20 protein-coding genes and 1 tRNA gene are annotated in these 21,489 nt (G+C 56.3%); 13 read left to right on the forward strand and 8 right to left on the reverse strand.

Features of this window, described 5'->3' with window-relative positions:
- Nucleotides 1–28: 28 nt before the first annotated feature.
- From AAC620_RS02250 to AAC620_RS02265, 4 genes are all read left to right on the forward strand, one after another.
- The gene (locus AAC620_RS02250; protein ID WP_340242615.1) at nucleotides 29–1,057 is read left to right on the forward strand and encodes a cysteine synthase A; all 1,029 of its coding nucleotides are present in this window, start codon (nucleotides 29–31) and stop codon (nucleotides 1,055–1,057) included.
- On the forward strand, nucleotides 1,057–3,387 hold the full coding sequence (locus AAC620_RS02255) for a mechanosensitive ion channel family protein (protein ID WP_340242616.1): 2,331 nt from the start codon (nucleotides 1,057–1,059) through the stop codon (nucleotides 3,385–3,387). The genes AAC620_RS02250 and AAC620_RS02255 overlap by 1 nt, the downstream gene beginning before the upstream one ends.
- 8 nt (nucleotides 3,388–3,395) lie before the next feature.
- The gene (locus AAC620_RS02260) at nucleotides 3,396–4,112 is read left to right on the forward strand and encodes an alanyl-tRNA editing protein (RefSeq protein ID WP_340242617.1); all 717 of its coding nucleotides are present in this window, start codon (nucleotides 3,396–3,398) and stop codon (nucleotides 4,110–4,112) included.
- Nucleotides 4,113–4,197: 85 nt separating this feature from the next.
- Nucleotides 4,198–4,287, forward strand: a tRNA-Ser gene (locus tag AAC620_RS02265).
- Nucleotides 4,288–4,308: 21 nt separating this feature from the next.
- Here AAC620_RS02265 and AAC620_RS02270 read toward each other — a convergent pair.
- Nucleotides 4,309–4,641, reverse strand: a complete 333-nt coding sequence (locus AAC620_RS02270; protein WP_340242618.1) for an EthD family reductase — start codon at nucleotides 4,639–4,641, stop codon at nucleotides 4,309–4,311.
- A 66-nt stretch (nucleotides 4,642–4,707) separates the two neighbouring features.
- Here AAC620_RS02270 and AAC620_RS02275 point away from each other — a divergent pair, with 66 nt between their 5' ends.
- Nucleotides 4,708–5,523 carry an SDR family oxidoreductase gene (locus AAC620_RS02275; RefSeq protein ID WP_340242619.1) on the forward strand — a complete coding sequence of 272 codons (816 nt, stop codon included), beginning with the start codon at nucleotides 4,708–4,710 and terminating at the stop codon, nucleotides 5,521–5,523.
- Nucleotides 5,524–5,528: 5 nt separating this feature from the next.
- On the opposite strand, the gene AAC620_RS02280 is transcribed toward AAC620_RS02275, so the two are convergent.
- Nucleotides 5,529–7,046, reverse strand: a complete 1,518-nt coding sequence (locus tag AAC620_RS02280) for a UxaA family hydrolase (protein ID WP_340242620.1) — start codon at nucleotides 7,044–7,046, stop codon at nucleotides 5,529–5,531.
- A 95-nt stretch (nucleotides 7,047–7,141) separates the two neighbouring features.
- Here AAC620_RS02280 and AAC620_RS02285 point away from each other — a divergent pair, with 95 nt between their 5' ends.
- From AAC620_RS02285 to AAC620_RS02295, 3 genes are read left to right on the forward strand one after another with little or no spacing between them, the layout of a single operon-like run.
- Complete coding sequence (locus AAC620_RS02285; RefSeq protein ID WP_340242621.1) at nucleotides 7,142–7,870, forward strand: GntR family transcriptional regulator; 729 nt, start codon at nucleotides 7,142–7,144, stop codon at nucleotides 7,868–7,870.
- Nucleotides 7,871–7,880: 10 nt separating this feature from the next.
- The gene (locus tag AAC620_RS02290) at nucleotides 7,881–8,873 is read left to right on the forward strand and encodes a sugar phosphate isomerase/epimerase family protein (protein WP_340242622.1); all 993 of its coding nucleotides are present in this window, start codon (nucleotides 7,881–7,883) and stop codon (nucleotides 8,871–8,873) included.
- Nucleotides 8,863–9,759, forward strand: coding sequence for a PfkB family carbohydrate kinase (locus AAC620_RS02295; protein ID WP_340242623.1), 897 nt, complete (start codon nucleotides 8,863–8,865; stop codon nucleotides 9,757–9,759). The genes AAC620_RS02290 and AAC620_RS02295 overlap by 11 nt, the downstream gene beginning before the upstream one ends.
- Here AAC620_RS02295 and AAC620_RS02300 read toward each other — a convergent pair.
- A complete protein-coding gene (locus tag AAC620_RS02300) occupies nucleotides 9,754–10,593 on the reverse strand; it encodes an amidohydrolase family protein (protein WP_340242624.1) in 840 nt (279 codons plus the stop codon). The genes AAC620_RS02295 and AAC620_RS02300 overlap by 6 nt on opposite strands.
- A gap of 22 nt (nucleotides 10,594–10,615) precedes the next feature.
- Complete coding sequence (locus AAC620_RS02305) at nucleotides 10,616–11,644, reverse strand: aldo/keto reductase (protein WP_340242625.1); 1,029 nt, start codon at nucleotides 11,642–11,644, stop codon at nucleotides 10,616–10,618.
- A gap of 70 nt (nucleotides 11,645–11,714) precedes the next feature.
- On the opposite strand from AAC620_RS02305, the gene AAC620_RS02310 reads away from it, so the two are divergent.
- Genes AAC620_RS02310 through AAC620_RS02325 form a run of 4 tightly spaced genes read left to right on the forward strand, consistent with a single transcriptional unit; the run spans nucleotide 11,715 to nucleotide 15,891 of the window.
- On the forward strand, nucleotides 11,715–12,551 hold the full coding sequence (locus tag AAC620_RS02310; RefSeq protein WP_340242626.1) for a BtpA/SgcQ family protein: 837 nt from the start codon (nucleotides 11,715–11,717) through the stop codon (nucleotides 12,549–12,551).
- Nucleotides 12,548–13,639, forward strand: a complete 1,092-nt coding sequence (locus AAC620_RS02315) for a M42 family metallopeptidase (protein ID WP_340242627.1) — start codon at nucleotides 12,548–12,550, stop codon at nucleotides 13,637–13,639. Before AAC620_RS02310 ends, AAC620_RS02315 begins: the two co-directional genes overlap by 4 nt.
- A 15-nt stretch (nucleotides 13,640–13,654) precedes the next feature.
- Nucleotides 13,655–15,151, forward strand: coding sequence for an FGGY-family carbohydrate kinase (locus AAC620_RS02320; RefSeq protein WP_340242628.1), 1,497 nt, complete (start codon nucleotides 13,655–13,657; stop codon nucleotides 15,149–15,151).
- The gene (locus AAC620_RS02325; protein ID WP_340242629.1) at nucleotides 15,151–15,891 is read left to right on the forward strand and encodes a creatininase family protein; all 741 of its coding nucleotides are present in this window, start codon (nucleotides 15,151–15,153) and stop codon (nucleotides 15,889–15,891) included. Before AAC620_RS02320 ends, AAC620_RS02325 begins: the two co-directional genes overlap by 1 nt.
- A 13-nt stretch (nucleotides 15,892–15,904) precedes the next feature.
- On the opposite strand, the gene AAC620_RS02330 is transcribed toward AAC620_RS02325, so the two are convergent.
- From AAC620_RS02330 to AAC620_RS02345, 4 genes are all read right to left on the reverse strand, one after another.
- Nucleotides 15,905–16,360, reverse strand: a complete 456-nt coding sequence (locus tag AAC620_RS02330; RefSeq protein WP_340242630.1) for an RbsD/FucU family protein — start codon at nucleotides 16,358–16,360, stop codon at nucleotides 15,905–15,907.
- Nucleotides 16,360–17,277: a carbohydrate ABC transporter permease gene (locus AAC620_RS02335; protein WP_340242631.1), complete on the reverse strand. Its 918-nt coding sequence runs from the start codon at nucleotides 17,275–17,277 to the stop codon at nucleotides 16,360–16,362. Before AAC620_RS02335 ends, AAC620_RS02330 begins: the two co-directional genes overlap by 1 nt.
- A gap of 1 nt (nucleotide 17,278) precedes the next feature.
- A complete protein-coding gene (locus AAC620_RS02340) occupies nucleotides 17,279–18,460 on the reverse strand; it encodes a carbohydrate ABC transporter permease (RefSeq protein WP_340242632.1) in 1,182 nt (393 codons plus the stop codon).
- 82 nt (nucleotides 18,461–18,542) lie between these two features.
- Nucleotides 18,543–20,192 (reverse strand): substrate-binding domain-containing protein, encoded by a 1,650-nt coding sequence (locus AAC620_RS02345; RefSeq protein ID WP_340242633.1) that lies wholly within the window; start codon nucleotides 20,190–20,192, stop codon nucleotides 18,543–18,545.
- A 221-nt stretch (nucleotides 20,193–20,413) separates the two neighbouring features.
- Here AAC620_RS02345 and AAC620_RS02350 point away from each other — a divergent pair, with 221 nt between their 5' ends.
- Nucleotides 20,414–21,478 carry an ABC transporter ATP-binding protein gene (locus AAC620_RS02350; protein WP_340242634.1) on the forward strand — a complete coding sequence of 355 codons (1,065 nt, stop codon included), beginning with the start codon at nucleotides 20,414–20,416 and terminating at the stop codon, nucleotides 21,476–21,478.
- The last annotated feature ends 11 nt before the right edge of the window (nucleotides 21,479–21,489 follow it).

Here is a 21,489-nt window from a genome sequence, read left to right on the forward strand (position 1 = left end):
AAAGAATTCTGCCAAAAAGGGGCGCGCTATGACCATTTATTCCGATCTTTCTGCTGCGATTGGCGATACGCCCCTGATCCGTCTGAACAAAGTCAGCGATGAGACTGGGTGCGAGATTTTGGGCAAAGCGGAATTCATGAATCCCGGTCAGTCGGTCAAGGATCGCGCAGCGCTTTACATCATCCGCGATGCCATTGCGCGCGGTGATCTCAAGCCCGGCGGCACGATTGTTGAGGGCACGGCGGGCAATACGGGCATTGGTCTTGCGCTTGTCGGGGCCTCGCTTGGGTTTCGCACTGTGATCGTGATCCCCGAAACGCAAAGCCAAGAAAAGAAAGATATGCTGCGTTTGGCAGGCGCCGAATTGGTGCAAGTGCCTGCCGCGCCCTATAAAGATCCGAACAATTATGTGCGATATTCAGGGCGTTTGGCGGCTGAACTTGCAAAATCCGAACCTAATGGGGCGATTTGGGCCAATCAGTTTGACAATACCGCCAATCGTCAGGCGCATATTGAGACAACGGGTCCCGAGATTTGGGAACAGACCGCTGGCAAGGTGGATGGGTTCATCTGCGCGGTTGGCTCGGGCGGTACATTGGCGGGGGTTGGTGCCGCGCTGCAACCCAAAGGCGTGCGCATCGGTTTGGCTGATCCTGAAGGGGCCGCGCTTTATAGCTTTTACACCAATGGAACTTTTGACGCGCCCGGAACCTCAATCACCGAAGGGATCGGGCAGGGACGCATCACCGCGAATTTAGAGGGGTTTACGCCGGATTGCGCCTATCGCATCTCGGATCAAGAGGCGCTGCCGATCGTGTTTGATTTGCTCAGCACGGAGGGCTTGTGCCTTGGTGGCTCATCAGGGGTGAATATCGCAGGCGCGGTTCACATGGCGCGCGAGATGGGGCGGGGTCATACCATCGTGACCATCTTGTGCGACTATGGCACCCGCTATCAATCAAAGCTCTACAACCCTGAATTCTTGCGTGAAAAGGGCTTACCCGTGCCCGCATGGCTTGATTGCGGCGCGGCGGATTTGCCCGTGGTATTTGAGTAATGATGACATTCGCACGACCAAGTTTGGCCCTGACGCGGCTTTTGATCGCTTTTGCGGTCTTGTGGCTTAGCCTCACAGCCGAGGTTTTGGCACAAGACCCGCCCGATTACACTGCGTGGTCACAACTGAGCGCGCGCGCGCAGGTGATGATTGACGGGGATCGCGCGTCAACCTCGATGCTTGAGGCGGTGCGTGCCGAGATCGTCACGTGGCGCACCGTGTTTTTGGACGCGCAAGATATCAATGCCAGTCGCATCGCAACATTGCGCGAACAAATCACGGCCCTCGGCCCTGTCCCCGCAGAGGGGGAGGCCGAGCCTGCGGCGATTGCCGCAGAACGCGCGGATTTGACCCAACGCCTGACCGATGCAGAGGCACCCGCGCGGCGCGCGGAGGCGGCCTATCGCGAGGCGCAAGGCCTCATCGGGGAAATTGATGCGCAAATCGCCGCCCGACAGGCGGGCGCCTTGTTGCAGCTTGAACCCGCCCCGATTAACCCCGCCAATTGGCCCAGTGCCGTTGCAACACTGCTTGGCTTCGCTTTTGCCGTAGGGCAGGAGGTCGTAACCTACTCACTGGCGCCTGCGCAGATATCCGCCCTTGGGGCGAACCTGCCACTTGTGGCGATTTTTGTGATTGTGGGGCTTGTTCTCTTGACCCGTGGCAGGGGGTTTGTGGGGCGGTGGATGGAAACGCACCACAGCCCAAGCCCAACCCCCACAGCGCGGCTTGCCCTGTTTGGTCTGTCACTTTTGCATCATGCCATGCCCGTCATTGGGGTTTGGGCCTTGGCCTATGCGGTGCAGATCTCGGGCATGGTCGGGTTTCGCGCGGCGGTGTTGGTGCAAATGGCCGCCCCGATGGCGCTCAGCTTTATGGCGGCGATATGGCTTGGGCGGCAGGTTTTCCCCCTCGATGAGACCAACCGCCCCCTTCTGCGCCTAGACGAGGCGACACGCGCAACAGGCCGCCGCTTGGCGCGGGTTTTGGGGGCGATTGTGGGGCTGTGGCTTTTGGTGGGGCAGGTCGCACAAACCGAAAATTTCACCTCCGCAGACCGCTTGGTGATCAGTTTCCCAATCGTGGTCTTGGTGGGTCTGATGATGTGGCAATTGGGCCGTCTGTTGGCCGTTCATGTCAAAAATTCAGCCCAGTTGGACGGCGCGCGCCCCCTGATGCTGCGCATGACACGCGCGCTGTCTTTGGCGGTCATGGCGCTTGGTCTTTTGGGGCCGATTTTAGCGGGGGTTGGGTATTTCACCGCAGGATCGTCCTTCCTGTTGCCGATGTTGTTCAGCCTGTCTTTGCTTGCGGTTCTCGGCATCTTGCAGCGGGTGGTGACAGATGCCTACGGGGCCTTGACCCGCCGCAGCGAGGGGTTGGACGAGGCCCTGACCCCGACCTTGATTGGGTTCATCCTGGTCTTGGCCTCCTTACCCGCCTTTGCCTTGATCTGGGGGGTGCGGCCCGCGCAATTATCTGACATTTGGGCGCAGATTGTCTCGGGGTTCACCATTGGCGGCGTGACGATTTCGTCCCGCAATTTCCTGATTTTCGCGATTGTCTTTGCGATTGGCTATACGGCAACCCGCGCGCTTCAAAGCACGCTGCGCTATAATCTTCTGCCAAAAACCCAAATCGACCAAGGCGGTCAAAGCGCGATTTTGGCGGGAACGGGCTATGTCGGCATTTTCTTGGCCGCACTTTTTGCCATCACCTCGGCCGGAATTGATCTGTCCTCTCTGGCGATTGTGGCTGGTGCGCTGTCGGTCGGTATCGGTTTTGGCTTGCAAACAATCGTGTCCAATTTCGTCTCAGGGATCATTTTGTTGATCGAGCGCCCGTTCAAAGAGGGTGATTGGATCGAGGTCAATGGCCAGATGGGCTATGTGCGCGAAATCTCTGTACGCTCCACCCGAATCGAAACCTTTGATCGTTCTGATTTGATTGTGCCGAATGCCGATTTGATTGCGGGGGTGGTCACCAATATGACCCACTCCTCCAACACAGGCCGCCTGATTTTGCCCGTTGGGGTGGCCTATGACAGCGATCCGCAGCTTGTGATGAAAATCATGGCCGAAGTGGCCGAGGCGCATCCGATGGTGATCTTGAAACCAAAACCAACCATCTTGATGGTTAATTTTGGGGCAGATGCGTTGGAATTTGAAATTCGCGCGATCCTGCGAGATGTCAATTTCCTATTGTCGGTGAAATCCGAGATGAACCTTGAATTGCTGCGCAGGTTCCGCGAGGCAGGTATCGAAATCCCATTCGCACAGCGTGATTTGTGGCTGCGCAACCCCGAGGCGCTTGCCGCCCCTAAATCTTGAGTGCTGGTATGAGTGAGCTTTTATTTCTGGAAGATGCCTATCGCAAAACTGGCCCTGCGACAGTTAAGGGGCTGACGGATGCAGGTGGGATCATCTTGGATCAAACCATTTTCTATGCCCAAGGGGGCGGGCAACCCGGCGATAGCGGGTGGTTGGATTACGAGGGCGGGCGCATCGCCATCGCCACCACGATGAAGGGCGAGGGCGGGGATGTTGTTCTCTTGCCTGCCGAACCCGTGGCCCTGCCAAAATCTGGCGCGGCGGTTGAACAGCGTCTTGATTGGGCACGCCGCTTTAACCATATGCGCATGCACACCGCCTTGCATCTGTTGTCTGTTGTGCTGCCCTACGGGGTGACAGGCGGGGCGATTGGCGCAGAACGTGGGCGGCTTGACTTCGACATTCCCGATAGTTTGCCCGAGCGTATGATCCTGCAAGGTCAACTGAACGCATTGGTGGATCGCAACCTGCCCGTAACACAGCACTGGATCACCGAGGCGGAATTGGATGCAAAGCCTGAGATGGTCAAAACCCTCTCGGTCAAACCTCCGCGCGGCGCGGGCCGTATTCGTCTTGTACAAATCGGTGAGGGGGCTGCGCAGATTGACCTGCAACCTTGCGGCGGCACCCATGTTGCGCGCACAGGCGAGATCGGCAAATTGGAGATCCTTAAAATCGAAAACAAAGGCCGCCAAAACCGCCGCGTCAGCATCGGGTTTGCCTAAACTCGGGCTACGATGAAATTCTCTGCGGGGGATGTCAATTCACGGGTTGCACAAAGGGGGTGATATCCTATAGGAGACCCCTCACGGACAGGTGGCCGAGTGGTCGAAGGCGCACGCCTGGAACGCGTGTAGGCGGGAAACCGTCTCCAGGGTTCGAATCCCTGTCTGTCCGCCACCCCACCCTTTGATGAGCTGCTTACATCGGATCAAACTGATCGGCGGCAAAGACCGTGTGGATGACATGGCCGTCAAACATGTCAAAAAGCCGCTTTGACACTTCTTTGCTTTGCCATCTTGTGGGGGAATTCAGCGCCTCTTCGATGTCATCGCGGGTTTTGAATTTCATGGCCATCACAAGCGGGAAGGGGCTGTTGGGGTCATCGCTTTCCACTTCACGCATCACGCGCAACTCTTGCAGATTGGGAAAGGCCGACCAAAGCGGCACAAGATTTTCGCGCCAATGGCTGTGGAAGTCTGCCTCCATGCCATCCTTGATTTTACCCTTAAAAAAGGCGCATCTTACAAACATCTGTCCCGCTCCATTCTATGCGTTGCAGCGATAGGATTGCCGAAAGCCTGCGCACAAGCAAGGGGAATGGGATGGACGGTCGCCCCTGTGAAACGTGGGGGTCATGCAAGCGACAAACGGGGGCGGGTCATGGATTTTGGACTAAAGGGGAAACCCTGCATCGTGACAGGCGGGGCATCGGGGATTGGCGAGGCGATTGTGCAGGATCTTGTGGCCGAAGGGGCCAAGGTCATCGTGATCGACAAAACCCCCTGCAAGGTGGCGCAGATTGCGACATCCGTCACCCTTGATTTGACCGATGATGCGGCCTGTGCGGTAGCATTGCGCGATATTCGCGCTGAATTTGGGACGATTTACGGGCTTGTGAATAATGCAGGCCTCAATGATGGCGTGGGGCTAGAGGCGGGGCCTGACGCGTTTCGGGCCTCTCTCAATCTCAACCTCGTGCAATATTACACCTTGATGCATCATCTGCATCATGACCTGCGCGCAAGCCGTGGCGCGGTGGTCAATGTGGCCTCAAAAACCGCTGTGACAGGGCAGGGCGGCACATCGGCCTATGTGGCCGCAAAGGCGGGCGTCTTGGGTTTGACGCGGGAATGGGCGGCGGAGCTGGCCTCAGAGGGTGTCCGCGTGAATGCCGTTTTGCCCGCCGAGGTTATGACGCCTATGTATCAAAACTGGCTGTCGACCTTGTCTGATCCAGAGGGGATGCGCGGCAAGATCGAGGCCGCGATTCCCCTGTCGCAGCGCATGACCGAAAGCGCGGAAATCGCGGCAATGGTGGTGTTTTTGCTTTCTGCGCGGTCGGGCCATACCACGGGGCAGTGGATGTTCGTGGATGGCGGATATGTGCATCTGGATCGCAAGCTGACGCTGTGATCCAACTACATCACCGCCCCCACTTGCCACGGCACGAATTCGACCCCGCCAAAGCCCAATTCCTCGCTTTTCGTGGTGCCGCCTGAGGCCACGCGTAGGATTTCGCGGTAAATCTCTTGCCCCTTATCGGCTAGGCTGATGCCGCCGCTGATAATGTCACCGCAATTGATATCCATATCGTCCCCCATGCGGGCATAAAGATCATCATTGGTCGAAAGCTTGATGCAAGGTGTGGGCATATAGCCCGACACAGACCCACGGCCCGTGGTGAATGTGATGATATTTGCGCCTGAGGCAATCTGCCCTGTGACCGAGCATGGATCATATCCAGGACTGTCCATATAGACAAAGCCCTGCGTGGTCAGGGTTTCTGCAAATTCGTAAACCCCCGCCAAAGGGGCAGTCCCACTTTTGGCAACCGCGCCCAAAGATTTTTCAAGAATTGTGGTCAGCCCGCCGCGCTTGTTGCCTGGGGATGGGTTATTGTCCATCTCGCCGCCATTTCGGGCGGTATAATCTTCCCACCATTGAATGCGCGAAATCAGTTTTTCACCAATTTCGGGCGATATCGCGCGGCGGGTCAAAAGATGCTCTGCGCCATAGATTTCTGGGGTTTCAGACAGGATTGTGGTGCCGCCCTGACGCACGATTAAATCAGACGCATACCCCATGGCAGGGTTGGCGGTGATGCCAGAATAGCCGTCTGAACCCCCACATTGCATGCCTACCACCAATTTTGAGGCCGGCGCAGGGGCGCGTGTTGCACGATTGGCCACGGCTGCAATCTCGCGCAGCATGCTGAGACCCCGTTCAATTGTGCGCTTTGTGCCGCCTGTCTGCTGAATGGTCATATAACGGAAACTCTCGCCATCGCGCAGGCGGGCTGGGCCGATCAGGTCAGGCACCTGCATCACCTCGCAGCCCAGACCGACCAACAGGATCGCCCCGAAATTTGGATTTTTCGAATATCCCGCCAAGGTTCGGAAAAGCATCTGATACCCTTCGCCCAAGCCAGACATCCCGCAGCCAGAACTGTGCACAATCGGGACAATCCCATCGACATTTGGGAAATCCTCCAACAGCCCCGATTTTTCAGCAGCCTCCGCGATAAAGCGGGCCACGCTGCCCGCGCAGTTCACGGATGTCAGAATGCCAATATAGTTGCGCGTGCCGACTTGCCCATCAGGCCTATGATAGCCCATAAAGCTGTCGCTTTGATCCGCAGCAGGCAGGGGGGTGTTCTGCGTGGCAAATTCATAGCCGCGTTTGTGATCGCCAAAAGACAGGTTGTGGCTATGCACATGTGCGCCTGCGGCAATATCTTCGGTCGCATAACCGATAATCTGACCATAGCGGATGACCGCCGCGCCTTTGGCAATAGGGCGCAATGCAAATTTATGCCCTTTTGGAATGTCGGATTGCGCAAGCGTTTCAAAAGATGATAGAGCCGCGCCTGATCGGATATCAACCAGGGCAATTCCGACCGTGTCATCTGCGTTCAGGATCAAAATATCTTGGGTCATCGCTGGCATCATTCATTCAAAGTGAGAGTTTACGATCTTGAAATTTCCACGGCAATCATACTAACATGCTAGAATTATCGAGATTGAGCGACACGATGCAAGAGAATTCACCATCAGACCCCACGCAAGGCAACGAAGTTAGGCTGCGGTCTTTGGATGCCTATGAAGGGAATTTGGCACGGCGCACCTACGCCGCCCTGCGTGAGGCAATTTTGACCTTGCGCTACAAACCGGGCGAGGCGCTGCGCAAGCAGGATATTTGCGCAACGCTTGGCGTGTCGCGGTCCCCTGTGGCCGAGGCGATCACGCGCCTCTCTAACGAGGGTTTGGTGGATGTTGTGCCGCAATCTGGCACATTTGTCGCGCGCTTTTCGATGGAAGAAATTCGCGAAGGTGCGTTTCTGCGGGAAAGTATCGAACTGGCCTGCGCCGAGCTTTTGGCCGAGATTATCACAGACGAGCAGATCACTGAATTACGCCGCAATTTGCGCCTGCAAAAGGTGATGGTTGAGGAGGGCGATTTTGCCGAATTTTATCGGCTAGATGGCGAAATGCACGATCTCATCATCGGCTTTACGGGGTTCAAGCAATTATCGACCATTGCCAAAACGGGGTGGGTTCATGTGGATCGCGCACGGCAGTTGATCTTGCCCATGCCAGGGCGCGTGGTCGAGACATTGCAAGAACATTGTGATCTGGTCGATGCGATTGCCGCCCGTGACCCGCAAACGGCGCGAAAAGCGATGCGTGCCCATTTGGGTCAGTTGATGAAATCTTTGATCCCGCTTGAAAAGACCCATCCAGAATTGTTCGACCCCAGTTGAAAGTCATTAAATGTCCTATCCTGCGAATAAACCCCGCTATGCCGCGCGTCTGAATGCATTCAAACCACTGGCCGAGGGGCGGGGTATCGCGGGCATGATTGCCGCCGCCGCCCGTGTTGAGGGGATGGATGCGGCGGATTTGAACTATCCTGATCACTTCGAAGGGCGTCCTGCGCGTGAGATTGGCGATATGTTGCGCGACAATGGGTTGGGGTTAAACGGCCTTGCGATGCGCTATTACTCTGACCCTGCCTTTGCTATCGGGGCCTTTACCAACCCAGATCCCGCAACACGGCGCAAGGCGATTGATTTGACCAAACAGGGTCTAGATGCTTTGGCGGAAATGGGTGGGGGCGTGATGACCCTTTGGATGGGGCAAGACGGGTTTGATTACGCCCTTCAGGCTGATTATGCGCGTCTTTGGGCCGATACGCTTGATGCTTTGGCTGAGGTCAGCGCCCATAACCGCGATCTGCGAATTGCCATCGAATATAAACCCAATGAGCCCCGCGCCTTTGCGCTGATGCCCGATATGGCCACAACATTATTGGCCATTCGTGATGTTGGGGCCGAAAATTTGGGCGTCACTGTGGATTTTGCCCATGTTCTCTATGCAAACGAGATGCCCGCGCATGTGGCCTATCTGGCGCAGCGCCATGCCAAGATTTTGGGGGTTCACCTGAATGATGGCTATGGCAAGCGCGACGATGGCTTGATGGCGGGCACGGTGCATCCTGTGGCGACAGTCGAGTTATTCGTGCAATTGCACCGCATGGGCTATGATGGTGTCATTTATTTCGACACATTTCCCGACCATTCGGGCCTGAACCCGATTGAAGAGGGGCGCACAAATATCCTGATTATCGAGCGGTTGCGCGCCATTGCCGCAGAACTCGCCGAAAGTTCAGAGCTGTCTGATCTGTTGCAAAAGCAAAACGCGGCCCTCACCCAGCGACTGATCGCCGAGCGGCTTTATGGCGGGGTGATCCCTGATGGGCGCTGATATCCTTGTGATGGGGGCGCTGCATCTTGATGTGATTGTCAACGCCCCCGCTTTGCCCGCCCCAGACGAGACGATGATGGGCAAAGATGTGGCTTATCGTTTTGGTGGCAAAGGCGGCAATCAGGCGGTTTCTGCCGCCCGCATGGGGGGCAAGGTTGCCATGATTGGCGTGGTTGGCACGGATGATTTTGCGCAGCCTTTGCGCGCTGAACTGGCGCGCGCAGATGTCGATATGTCTATGCTTGCCACCTGTGATGGGGCCTCAGGCATGAGCGTGGCCATCGTGCAAAATGATGGCAGCTATGGCGCCGTGGTCGTTTCGGGCGTGAACCGCCAAATTAATGCGCAGCAGGCAAAACTTGACCCGCCCCCCAAAGTGGTCGTGCTGCAAAACGAAATCCCTGTTGCAGAAAATCACGCGCTCTTGGCGCGTTTGCCGCAGGATGTCACCGTTATCTGGAATGCGGCCCCCGCTTTGGCGCGTGACGCGGTGATGGTTGGGCGGGCTGATATTTTGGTGGTTAATCGCCTAGAGGCCGCAATGCAGGCAGGGCTGCCGCATGATCTGCCCGATCCTGAGGCGGCCTTAGCGCAGCTTGCGCGCGAAGGGCGTGCGGTGATCATTACACTCGGCGCGGATGGCTATATCGCGCAAGCGCGGGACGGCACCCGCTTTGGGGCCAAGGCGCATCGCGTGCCCGTCATCTCCACCCATGGGGCAGGGGATGCTTTCGTGGGGGCGCTTGCCGCTGAGATTGCGCGCGGTGCCGATTTAGCGGCGGCGGCGGCCTTTGCCCAAGGGGCGGCGGCCCTTCATGTCTCAACCCCGCTTGAGGCGCGGGCCGATATTACCCCTGCGCAACTGCGCCACGCCTTTGGCCTATAGGGCCAAGCGATAGGCCTCGGCCGCCGTGCCGCCAAAGACCCGCGCCCGTTCTTCGGCGGTCAGGGTTTTGGTCAGCTCCTCCGCCGCATGGCGCCATGCGTCATATTCCGCCCGCAGGCGGCAGACGGGCCAATCTGACCCCCACATGATGCGCTCTGCGCCGAAACAGGCAAAGACATGATCCGCATAGGGGCGGAGGTCTTCGATTGTCCAACCTTCATTTGCCTCGGTCACAAGGGCCGAAAATTTCAAATAGGCCTTGGTGTAACGCGCCAAAGCGGCCATGCCATCGGCCCAAACCTGAAACGTCTCGGCGCTATGCGCGTGGATTTGCGGCTTCATGCAGTGATCAATCACGCAGCGCATCTCGCTGTGGCGGGTTAAGATGGTGTGGAAATTCGCCAAATGTCGCGGAAATCCAAGCGCGTCAAAGCACAGATCATGCTTGGCGATGGCCTTATAGGCCCATGCGATATCTGCGCGCAGCATCCAGTTATCGTCTTCAATATCTTGGATCATGGGGCGCACGCCCACGAATTTGGGATGCTTTGCAAATCGCGCTAAGACCGCTTCATCGTTTGGATTTTCAAAATCAATCCACCCCACAACGCCTGCAACAAAGGGCGTGGCATCGGCAAGGCCCAACATATAGGCGCTTTCCTCCACCGTTGGGGCGGCCTGCACCAAAACGGTTTTATCAATACCATGACGCGCCAAATGCGGGCGTAAATCATCCGGGCCATAGGGGCGATAGAGCGTGGCGTTTGAGGGATCCATCCATCCATAATCGCCACGAGCAGGGTTCCAGAAATGTTGGTGGGCATCAATTTGCATCGTTTGTCTCCCCGTTGCGAATTTAGGCGGTTGGTGCGTCTTGGCGCATCAATCCTGCGGATTTGAGATCAGACCAAAGGGCGGGCGGGATTTGCGCCTGTGCCGCGCGCAGATTGCTGGCCATTTCTGCAGGGCTTTGCCCACCTGGGATCACCGAGATCACCGATGGATGCATCAGCGGAAACCGAAAGGCGGCATCGACAAGGCGCACATCATGCGCGGCACAAACCGCCTCAATGGCCGCGACCTTGTCCAAGATGTGTCGCGGGGCAGGGTCATAGTTGAAATACGCACCCTTGCGCGCACCTGTCGCCAAAATGCCCGAATTATACGGGCCGCCAATGACAATCCCAATTCCACGAGCGGCGCAGAGAGGGAGAAAGGTTTCAAGCGCCTCTTGCTCAAGCAGCGTGTAGCGGCCCGCAAGAAGGAAGATATCGAAATCGCCACGCTCGGCCAGCCATTGTGACGCTTGCCATTCATTCAGGCCCGCACCAAATGCCGTGATCACCCCTTGATCACGCAATGCGGTCAGCGCGGCTAAGCCACCCCCCATGAATGCGGCGCGCTTTTCCTCAAGCACGGCATCGGTCTTGTGGGTGAAGAGGTCAAGATCATGCACATAAAGCACATCAATGCGGTCTATTCCCAAGCGCTCAAGCGAGGTCTCAAAAGAGCGCATCACACCAACATAGCTATAATCGAACACCTCGCGCCGTGCGGGAACATCAAACCATTTCCCAAACCCATCCCGCGCCTCTGGCGATGTGACCTGCATCAGCCGCCCAACCTTGGTCGAGATCACATAGTCTTCGCGCGGCTTGCCCCGCAGAAAATGGTTGATCCGCGTCTCAGAGAGGCCAAGCCCATAAAGCGGCGCAGTATCGAAATACCTTAACCCTGCATCCCATGCATCTTGCAGGGTGTTTTGCGCATCCTCCTCAGAGATCGCGCGATAGAGATTGCCCAAAGGGGCCGCGCCAAACCCAAGCTCGCTCAGCCTCAGCCCGCCATTTCCAAGGCGATCCCAATTGCGAAATTTGATCATCATGCGCCCTCCAAGGTTTAACTGACATGCTAGTATGTTTTGCCTTGGATGCAAGATAGTTTCACGTTAGGCTATGTCTCGCGCAGGTCGCGCATGGGAGAGTATCGTGCAGAAATTCAAAGCTATTTTTGGGGATAAGAAACCTGTCATCGCCATGGTTCATTTCGGCGCCCTGCCAGGTGCGCCACTCTATGATGCAGAGGCAGGTATTGAGGGGTTGATTGCAGGCTGCAGGAAAGATTTGCACGCCTTGCAGGCCGCAGGCGTTGATGCGGTGATGTTTGGAAATGAGAATGATCGCCCCTATGAATTGAATGTAGATACTGCCTCGACTGCGACCATGGCCTATGTCATCGGTCGGCTGCGCGATGAGATCACTGTGCCTTTTGGCGTGAATGTTTTGTGGGATCCCAAGGCAAGCCTTGCTTTGGCGGCGGCAACGGGCGCGCGTTTTGTGCGTGAGATTTTCACCGGCACCTATGCCTCGGATATGGGAGTTTGGGCGCCTGATGCGGGCGCCGCCTATCGCTACGGCGCGCGTGTCGGCGCGGGCGATGTTGCAAAGTTTTTCAATATCAGTGCCGAATTCGCCTATAGCCTTGATCAGCGTTCGGTCGCGGATCGTGCGCGCAGCGCCGTGTTCTCGTCCATCCCTGATGCGGTTCTCGTCTCTGGCACCATCACGGGTGAGGCCGCAAAAATGGAGGATCTCGAAAGCGTCAAGGCGGCTTTGCCCGATGCGCCCGTTTTGGCCAATACAGGCGTTAAGCATGAAACTGTGGCCGATATTATGCGGGTCGCGGATGGCTGTATCATCGGATCGGCGCTCAAGGTGGATGGGCATACATGGAACGCGGTTGATCCTGATCGGGCCAAGGATTTCATGGATCGGGTGCGAGCAATCAGATGAGCGAGCAATTAAAAAAAGATCTTATTGATCTCATGCAGATCGTGGGCCTGTCTGGCCACGAGGATCGGGTGCGCCGCGCCATTGCAGCGCGTCTGTCGCAAATGGGTATTGCGCATGAAACCGACAGGCTCGGCAATCTCATTGCGCGGTTTTCAGGCGATCCTGATGCGCCGTCCGTGATGGTTTTTGCGCATATGGATCAGCTTGGGTTCTTTGTGCGTAAAATCGAACAGGATGGCAGCATCAGGGTTGAACGCATGGGCGGCGTGCCCGAGCGTGCGCAAGCCGCGCAGGCGGTGCGTCTCTGTATCGGGGAGGGGCGTGATATTGACGCTGTGATTGCCAATAAATCGCATCACGCAACCACCCCTGACGAGAAATATCAGGTTTTGACCACGCCGCAGATTCGCATTGATGCAGGCTTTACAGGCAAGGCTGAGGCAGAGGCCGCAGGGGTGCAAATCGGCACGCCCGTGGTCTATCGGCCCAATGTGATTGAATTGGCGAATGGCCGCATTGCGGGCACAGCCGTTGATGATCGCGCGGGCTGTGCCGTTCTTTTGGATTTGGCTGCGCGCCTTAAAGCGCGTAAATCAGGGCCGCCTGTTGCCATCGTCTTTTCGGTTCAAGAAGAATTCAATTTGCGGGGTGCAATGTCTGCTGCACAAATTTTGCAGCCTGATATAGCCATACAATTGGATCTGATGCTGGCCTGTGACACGCCTGACATGGCGGATCGGGGCGAGATGGTTTTGGGCGGTGGCCCGGGAATGTCTCTCTATTCCTTTCATGGTCGGGGCACCCTCAATGGTGTGATCCCGCACCCTAAGATGGTTGCCCTATTTGAAGGCGCTGCCAAAAACGCCAATCTGCCCTTGCAGCGCAGCGCGCAGGTCGGGGTTTTGACCGACCTATCCTATATTCAGCAGATGGGGCAGGGTGTTGCCGCAATCGATCTGGGCTTCCCGTGTCGCTACACCCATTCCAGTCTCGAGGTTTGCGCGCTCAGTGATTTGACGGATCTTGCGCAGCTTCTTGAAACAGGGCTTGCGCAAATTGGCCCAGATTTCAATCTCAACCGCGATTAACGGGGGGCTTGGGCGATGGCCGTGTTTATTGGCGTAGACATTGGCACCTATGAGACAAAAGGTGTTTTGACCAATGAGGTCGGCCAGATTTTGGCGCAGGCCGCTGTCAGACATGAGATGATCGTGCCACGCGCGGGTTGGGCCGAGCATCGCGCAGAAGAAGATTGGTGGGGTGATTTCGTTGCAGTCACCAAGGCGCTGCTTGCCCAGTCTGGGGTTGACCCGCAGGAGATTGCCTGCATCGCCACCTCAGCCATCGGCCCCTGTATGCTGCCCGTGGATGCCGCAGGCACGCCCTTGATGAATGGCGTGCTTTATGGGGTGGATACCCGCGCCACCGCGCAAATTGACCGCCTTAATGCTGAGATTGGCGAAGATCAGATCTTGGCACGCTGCGGCAACGCGCTGACCTCGCAATCTGTGGGGCCAAAAATCCTATGGCTCAAAGAGACGCAGCCCGATCTTTACGCGGCCACAGCGAAAATTCTGACCTCGACCTCGTTTCTCGTGCATCGCCTGACGGGGGAATATGTCATTGACCATTACACGGCCGCAAATTTCAGCCCACTTTACGATGTAACCATGCAGGACTGGACGCAATCCTTAAGCGATCAGATCATCGAAACAGGGCGTTTGCCGCGCCTTTTATGGTCAAGCGAGATTGCAGGGCGGGTGACCGAACAGGCCGCAGCGCAGACGGGGTTGGCCGATGGCACCCCTGTCACGGCAGGCACAATTGATGCCGCCGCCGAAGCGCTGAGTGTCGGGGTGCAAGAGGCGGGTGATATGATGATGATGTATGGCTCGACCATTTTTATCATACAGCGCACCGCAGAACGGGTGAGTGACGCACGGCTGTGGTATGCCCCATGGCTTTGGCCCGACAGCCACGCCTCAATGGCGGGTCTTGCGACATCGGGCACGCTGACCCATTGGTTTCGCGACAGGTTCGCCCCAGACCTGCCAAAGGACACGGCCTTTGGTGCCTTGGCGCAGGAGGCGGCGGCCTCCCCCGTGGGGGCCAATGGCGTTTTGGTCTTGCCCTATTTTTCGGGCGAAAGGACGCCGATCCATGACCCGCTGGCCAAAGGGGCGATTTTTGGCCTGAACCTGACCCATAGCCGTGGCGACATCTATCGCGCCTTCATTGAGGGGATCGCGATGGGAACCGCCCATGTCATCGAAACCTATCGCGAGATTGGCCATGCACCGGAACGCTGTTTGGCGGTTGGGGGCGGCACGAAAAACCCGCTGTGGTTACAGGCAACCTCGGATTTTGGGAATATCCCGCAGATCGTCTGTGAAAAGACCATCGGCGCGTCATTTGGGGACGCATTCCTTGCCGCCTGCGCCATTGGGGCTGCGCGGCCCAAGGATATCAGCAAATGGAACCCTGCCACCCACGAAGTGGCGCCCAACCATAGCGCGGCGCATGCCCGTCACTATAGGTTGTTCCGCCAATTATACGAGGACAGCCGTGGCGTGGCGCATAGCCTGTCTGGGGGGCAGTGATGCGGTTCGAGCGGATGTTGCCCCATCAAATTCGGCATGCGATTGCCGAAAACACGCCTGTCGCCTTGGCGCTTGGGGTTATGGAATATCACGGCGAACATATGGCCGTTGGGATGGATCTCTTGGCGGTCACAGAGATCCTCGCGCGTCTTGAGGCGGAGATGGATTTGGTGACCCTACCGCCCTTTGCCTACGGCGCGGCCAGTTATGCGGTTGCGGGGCCAGAGGGCACGGGCAGCATGGATATTGATGCATCCAAAATTTCGGCACTGGCCGAGGATATGTTTTTTGCACTTTTGCGCATCGGGTTTCGCAATATTCACGGCATTATCCATCACCAATCGGAAAACTTCACCGCAGGTATGCCAACCGATCTGGCGTTCAAATTCGCGGCGCGGCGCGCCTTGTTTCGATATCTGCAAGAGACGCGCGGCGAAGGGTGGTGGGGCGATAACGCCATGGCCGATTACTATGCCGAGCATGCCACGGGCAGTGATCCCTTCAACTGGATCAAAATTCACCCGCTTATGGGGCCCGAGGTGACGGCGCATTATCCCTTTGATCATGCAGGGGCAGGGGAAACTGCCCTGATGATGGCGCTTGCCCCCGATGTGGTCGAGGCTGCGCGCATGACGCAGAACACAGCATGGTATACGTCCAGCGCGAGTGAGGCGACACCAGAGCTTGGCGCGAAAGGGGTTTCCTTGATCATGGCTGAGATGCGCAAGCGCCTGAGCTAACACCCCGCGTGCGCTAAAGCGGCGCTAAATCCACCACACCTTTTTTCAGGATAAAGCAGCCGTAAGGCCCGCTATCGGCGGTGCGAATGATGCAAAAGGCCCGCTTTGCAGCCTCGTAGAAGGCAAATCGTTCCAAGGCCTCGACCAAGACAGGTGCGCCGTTTGAGGCATCGAGAACCTTCTGCATCTTGTCGAGAATAGGCACTACGCCTTCGGGGTCACCCACAACTTGCATCCGCCTAACGGGGGCAGGGACAAAGCTATCGAGCGGCATGAGGGACAGAATGGCGCGCGTTGCGGTGGGAATATCGCACCCCGCCATATCCAAAAGGCTGCCATAGGTCGTCTCTTTTGCGATGGTCACGGCGGGGTGGTTGATGTCGCAGATCACCAGATCATCCCCATGCCCCATTTGCATCAGCGCATAGACGATTTCAGCGGAAAGGCGCTGATCAATGCCCTTCAGCATTATTTGACCGCCCCTGCTGCCATGCCTTTGATGATGTATCGCTCAAGGATGATGCCGATGATGATCAAGGGCACAATCGCCGCAAAGGACAGCGCCGCCATAGACCACCATGAAATGCCCTGTGAGCCCGTTTGTGAGGCCACCATCACAGGCAAGGTCTTCGCCGCAGATGAGGTCAGAAGTGCTGCAAAGAAATACTCGTTCCATGTCAGCACAAGCGACAAGATGAACGCGGCCACCATACCGGGCAGGGCGATTGGCATCACAATGGTGCTAAAGGCCCCCCAGATCGACAACCCATCAACCAAAGCTGCCTCTTCCAACTCGGTCGGGATTGAGCTGAACTGATCCCGCATGATCCAAATAACAATGGGCAAAACTGTCAGCGTATAAAGCAAGATCAACCCAATCCGCGTGTCGAGAAGATCAAGCGACTTATACAAAACCAAAAAGGGCAGGGCCAAAACCACAGGCGGCAGGATCAACTGGCTGAGGAAAAAGAACGAGATGTCCGAATTGCGCATAAAGCCAAATTTATAGCTAAACCGTGACAAGCCATAGGCGGCGCAACTGCCCAAAACCACCGCCAAGAATGAAGCGGTGACAGAGACAACAGTCGAATTCCAAAACCGCTTGAGAAATTCTTCGCGCACGGTGGATTCATTTCCGATCGTATCAGGTGACAGGCCAAGCGAGCGCCACCCCAACCAATTGGGCGTGAAATCTGCCCAAGGGATGATATTGCCCTGCATCACATCAGGCGCGGTCTTAAAGGCTGTTGTGGCTGTCCAAAAAATTGGAAACAGGCACACAATGGCCCATAGGATCAACACGCCATAGATCAGACCGCGCGAGAGATACCAAACGGGGCGAAATTTGCGGTCAGTGTCGCTGTCTTTGAAAATCTGCGCCGACATTTTAATACCTCGGTTTCATCCAGCGATCTGCCAGTTTCATCAGGATTGTCATCGCAATCACGATCACAACCAAATAAACAATCGCCAAAAGCGTGCCATATCCCACATTGGATCGGTCACGATATTCTCGGAAAATAAAGCTGGTTACACTATCGGTCGCGCCGCCTGGCCCGCCCGAGGTGATGTTGATGATGATATCTGCCAATTTGAGCTTAAAGATAATGCGGATCAAAATCGCAGTGATGGAAACGGGCAACATTAAGGGGAAGGTCACCTCCCAAAATTGCCGCCATTTCGAGGCGCCATCGACCTCGGCCGCTTCGAACAATTCGCGCGGGATTGCCTGAAGCCCCGCAAGGATCATGATCATCATGAAAGGGATGAACGTCCACGCGTCCATCATCATGATCATCGCGCGCGCAACCCCCGCAGAGCCAAAGAAAGACGGGCTTGCCCATCCCAACCATTGACCAAAATCGCTGATATAGGAGCCAATCCAAAACAGCGGGGCAGGCAGGTCGGCTGAAGGTTCGGAGGCGATATAGCGCATAAAGCGCGAAATCGGGCCAAAACGGATTTCCAACATGGATTTGCCAATCATCCAGCTGACCGCAACGGGGGACAGCATCAATGGCAGAAGGAAAGCCACCCGAAAGAATTTGCGTGCCCGAATTTGCCCGTTCAGCAACAGCGCAAGGCCAAAGGCAATCGCATATTCCACAACAATAGCGGCCGTATACCAAACCATGTTGCGCATCGCGTTCCAGTAAAACGGGTCGCCCGCCATCTGCCGCAGATTGTCGATGCCGTTAAATTGCCGCCCATCGGGCGAGGAGAGGTTCCAATCTGAAAAGGCAATGATCAATCCAAAGAGCAGCGGGAACACCACCATAGAGATCACGAATAATGCGGCGGGCAGAACAAATAATGTGCGCTTTCCATGTTCGCCGCGGATCAAAACTTGCGACACGCAAAGGCAGGTTGACCAAAAGAGATAGGCATAAAGAGAGGGCCGCCAATTTTCAAACCCGATGGACAGCGTGCCAATCCCATCAAGGGTCTGTAAGGCCATGATCAAGGCCATCAGCGCGGCTGATCCCCAGACAAGGGTTTTTCCCAAACGGCGGCGTTGATCCGAAATATGATCCGCCGTCACCACGTGAAGCCTGTCGCCGTCTTCCATGCCTATCGCCCGATTTATTGTGTAAATGGATTAACAAATCTGTGGCCGACCCCGAAAGATCGGCCACAGCGTGTTTTTGCCCTTAGAGCCCGAGAGAGGCGCGATAGAGGCTGATTTGGGTGTCACGACCGATTTGATCCGTGATTCCCTCCCATGCGGCTGCAATCGCATCAGCGGTCTCTTGTGCCGATCCGTATTGACCCGCAAAGCCTTTGGCCAATTCGTCTTCCGCCACCGAGTAATATTGGAAGATGCCAGGGATACGAGGCTCAATCGCCGCATTGGGGTGGTTGTAGCTATCCGCGTTCGAGCCCAGATAATCCTCGATATAATCGCGGTCATAGCCCGCTGCTTCCCATTCGTCATACTGGAAGTGCGAGTTACGATAGGGCTGGAAGCCCGATGGATAGGCCGACATCCACAGCGAGATATCTTTGCCGCCCAGATGTGCCGCCGCTGACCAAGCCGCTTTGCGCTTGAGGTCATCGCCCTGCACGTTTTTGGTGACATAGATGCCCCAACCAAGATAGGCCATGTTGGGCGCTTCGTTATAGCTGTCTTCCCACTGGCCGGTTTGCGAGTTGTAGACCCGATCCGAACCTGGGTTGATGCCAAAGCCCACAACATCCCCCACAACGGAGGTGTCTGAAGTGCGCGCGTTCGAGCCAATATCACCCCACCACATCAGCATCGACCCTGTGCCAGCCAAGAATTGCTGAAAGCCCGTTGTGCCAGGGTCAGCATTGATCTGATCCGCAGGGTAGGCGCCTGGGGTTTCGATCAAATCCATCACATCTTGGATGGCCTGAACCCATGCTGGGTTGTTCACCCGTGGGGCCATTGTGTCTGGATCAAACAGCCACGCGGGATCATTTGGGTGCTTGGCATATGCAGCCGCGCGGTTGGCGATGAAGTAGAAGCCAAAACCACCCCAACCTTTGAGCGGATCAAGATAGCCATGTGCAGGTAGACCAGTCAGCGGGTCAGTCTTGCCAACCAAATCCTTGGTCACTTGGTTCACCTGTTGCCATGTGCGCGGCACTTCGGCCCCACCAATTGCGCCATCGCCGAAGTAATCCTTGCGATAGCAGAATGTATGGCAGTCGCCATCAATGGTGATGCGATAGGATTTGCCATCCCATGTCCCCACGGGTGGCTGCAAATACCCAACCAAATCATCGGCTTCGATCTGGTCTTTCACCCATTCTGGCATTTCATCCAACAGGCCTTTGCCTGCGGTATCACCTTCAAATGGGGCGCCCATTTCGATGATGTCGAAATCAACTGTGCCAGTGGCAATCGCTTGCTGCAAGCGGGGGTTATAATCGGCCTGTGCAAGGTCGATCCAGTTGATCTTGGCACCTGTATAGGCCTCCCATGGTTTGAGGAAACCACGGAACAAGAAGTTATGCAGGTTTTGGTTGTTGAGGCCCAAGAAGGTCAGTTCAACACCTTCAAACTCGCCTTCAGCAACACGTTCACGGGTTGGCCCGAGGCATAATTCGCCAACGCGCTGCCAGTCTGCATCGGTGGGTGAACCCATGCCGACACCTGGAATTTGGAGCAATTGCGCCCGCAAATCGCCATGTGCTGCGGCTTGCGCAGGTTTTGCACCTGTCAACGCGCCCGCGCCGCTGAGTGCGGCCATCGCGCCGACACTGGCGGCACCTTTGAGCATATTACGGCGGCTCATTTGCGCAGCCATAATAGCCTTATACATTTCAACTTTCACGACCTATCCTCCCAGATATTTTTCGCGTCTTTGACAACAGTCGGTGTGCCAGCTTTGCCCGCCTCCCGCGGATAGTGCTGATTTCGCTCAAGCCAGCCCCTCCACCTTTTCAGCCAGATTTGCGTCTGTCAAGATTCTAACATGTTAGTATGTTTAAGTCATGGACAGCACAAAATTTTCCTCTTAACGTCCAAGCCAAAGCGCATGGGAGGAGTGACAGAATGGCAGGCGTAGAAATCCGATCTTTGCTGAAGTCTTACGGCGAAACGGCCGTGTTGCATGGGTTGGATGTCGATATTGAGGATGGCGAATTTGTTGTTCTGGTGGGGCCCTCTGGCTGTGGGAAATCCACGCTATTGCGCATGATTGCGGGGCTTGAGGGGATCACGGGGGGCACGATTCACATTGGGGATCGTCTGGTCAACAACCTACCGCCTGCCGAGCGGGACATCGCGATGGTGTTCCAGAATTACGCGCTTTACCCTCATAAGACCGTGCGTGCCAATATGGCCTTTTCGCTGCGGATGCGCGGCATGGATAAGGGCGAGATCAACAGCCGCGTTGATCGTGCCGCCGAGATTTTGGGTCTGACCCCCTATCTTGATCGTTATCCCCGTGCCTTGTCAGGCGGGCAGCGCCAACGCGTTGCCATGGGGCGCGCCATTGTGCGTGATCCGCAGGTGTTTTTGTTTGATGAGCCGCTTTCAAACCTTGATGCGAAATTGCGCGTGCAAATGCGCACCGAAATTCGGGAATTGCACCAAAGGCTGCAAACAACGACCGTTTATGTGACCCATGACCAAATCGAGGCGATGACGATGGCCGATAAGATTGTGGTCATGCAGGGCGGCTATATCGAACAAATTGGCACCCCGCTTGAGCTGTATGATCGCCCGCGCAATGTCTTTGTTGCGGGCTTTATCGGCAGCCCTTCGATGAATTTCTTCGAAGGGCAGGTGGTCAAATCTGGGCGTTCTCTGGCGGCGCAGATCGGTGATGCGGTGCTTTCCTTGCCAAAAGGGGCGGGCGTTGCCGAAGGCCAAGAGGTTATCATCGGCATCCGCCCCGAGGCCCTGCAAATCGCAGATAAGGGGATTTCTGGCACGATTTCAGTAATCGAGCCAACAGGTTCAGAGACACATGTGATGTTGCGCCACAGCACGGGGCAGGATTTTACGCTGATCTCGCGCGAGCGGCGCGATTTCAAGGTGGGTCAAACGATCACGATGACCGCTGATCCAGATCACCTGCATATTTTCGATAAATCCACCAAAGAACGCGTGTGATCATCACTATT

It is taken from the genome of Roseobacter sp. HKCCA2468, from assembly GCF_037805105.1.
GTDB lineage: Bacteria > Pseudomonadota > Alphaproteobacteria > Rhodobacterales > Rhodobacteraceae > M30B80.

What these genes read in the sequence shown, in the direction of transcription:
- AAC620_RS02250 (WP_340242615.1), top strand. Translation starts at nt 29, where the DNA reads ATGACCATTTATTCCGATCTTTCTGCTGCGATTGGCGATACGCCCCTG.
- AAC620_RS02255 (WP_340242616.1), top strand. Translation starts at nt 1,057, where the DNA reads ATGATGACATTCGCACGACCAAGTTTGGCCCTGACGCGGCTTTTGATC.
- AAC620_RS02260 (WP_340242617.1), top strand. Translation starts at nt 3,396, where the DNA reads ATGAGTGAGCTTTTATTTCTGGAAGATGCCTATCGCAAAACTGGCCCT.
- AAC620_RS02270 (WP_340242618.1), bottom strand. Translation starts at nt 4,641, where the DNA reads ATGTTTGTAAGATGCGCCTTTTTTAAGGGTAAAATCAAGGATGGCATG.
- AAC620_RS02275 (WP_340242619.1), top strand. Translation starts at nt 4,708, where the DNA reads ATGGGATGGACGGTCGCCCCTGTGAAACGTGGGGGTCATGCAAGCGAC.
- AAC620_RS02280 (WP_340242620.1), bottom strand. Translation starts at nt 7,046, where the DNA reads ATGACCCAAGATATTTTGATCCTGAACGCAGATGACACGGTCGGAATT.
- AAC620_RS02285 (WP_340242621.1), top strand. Translation starts at nt 7,142, where the DNA reads ATGCAAGAGAATTCACCATCAGACCCCACGCAAGGCAACGAAGTTAGG.
- AAC620_RS02290 (WP_340242622.1), top strand. Translation starts at nt 7,881, where the DNA reads ATGTCCTATCCTGCGAATAAACCCCGCTATGCCGCGCGTCTGAATGCA.
- AAC620_RS02295 (WP_340242623.1), top strand. Translation starts at nt 8,863, where the DNA reads ATGGGCGCTGATATCCTTGTGATGGGGGCGCTGCATCTTGATGTGATT.
- AAC620_RS02300 (WP_340242624.1), bottom strand. Translation starts at nt 10,593, where the DNA reads ATGCAAATTGATGCCCACCAACATTTCTGGAACCCTGCTCGTGGCGAT.
- AAC620_RS02305 (WP_340242625.1), bottom strand. Translation starts at nt 11,644, where the DNA reads ATGATGATCAAATTTCGCAATTGGGATCGCCTTGGAAATGGCGGGCTG.
- AAC620_RS02310 (WP_340242626.1), top strand. Translation starts at nt 11,715, where the DNA reads ATGTCTCGCGCAGGTCGCGCATGGGAGAGTATCGTGCAGAAATTCAAA.
- AAC620_RS02315 (WP_340242627.1), top strand. Translation starts at nt 12,548, where the DNA reads ATGAGCGAGCAATTAAAAAAAGATCTTATTGATCTCATGCAGATCGTG.
- AAC620_RS02320 (WP_340242628.1), top strand. Translation starts at nt 13,655, where the DNA reads ATGGCCGTGTTTATTGGCGTAGACATTGGCACCTATGAGACAAAAGGT.
- AAC620_RS02325 (WP_340242629.1), top strand. Translation starts at nt 15,151, where the DNA reads ATGCGGTTCGAGCGGATGTTGCCCCATCAAATTCGGCATGCGATTGCC.
- AAC620_RS02330 (WP_340242630.1), bottom strand. Translation starts at nt 16,360, where the DNA reads ATGCTGAAGGGCATTGATCAGCGCCTTTCCGCTGAAATCGTCTATGCG.
- AAC620_RS02335 (WP_340242631.1), bottom strand. Translation starts at nt 17,277, where the DNA reads ATGTCGGCGCAGATTTTCAAAGACAGCGACACTGACCGCAAATTTCGC.
- AAC620_RS02340 (WP_340242632.1), bottom strand. Translation starts at nt 18,460, where the DNA reads ATGGAAGACGGCGACAGGCTTCACGTGGTGACGGCGGATCATATTTCG.
- AAC620_RS02350 (WP_340242634.1), top strand. Translation starts at nt 20,414, where the DNA reads ATGGCAGGCGTAGAAATCCGATCTTTGCTGAAGTCTTACGGCGAAACG.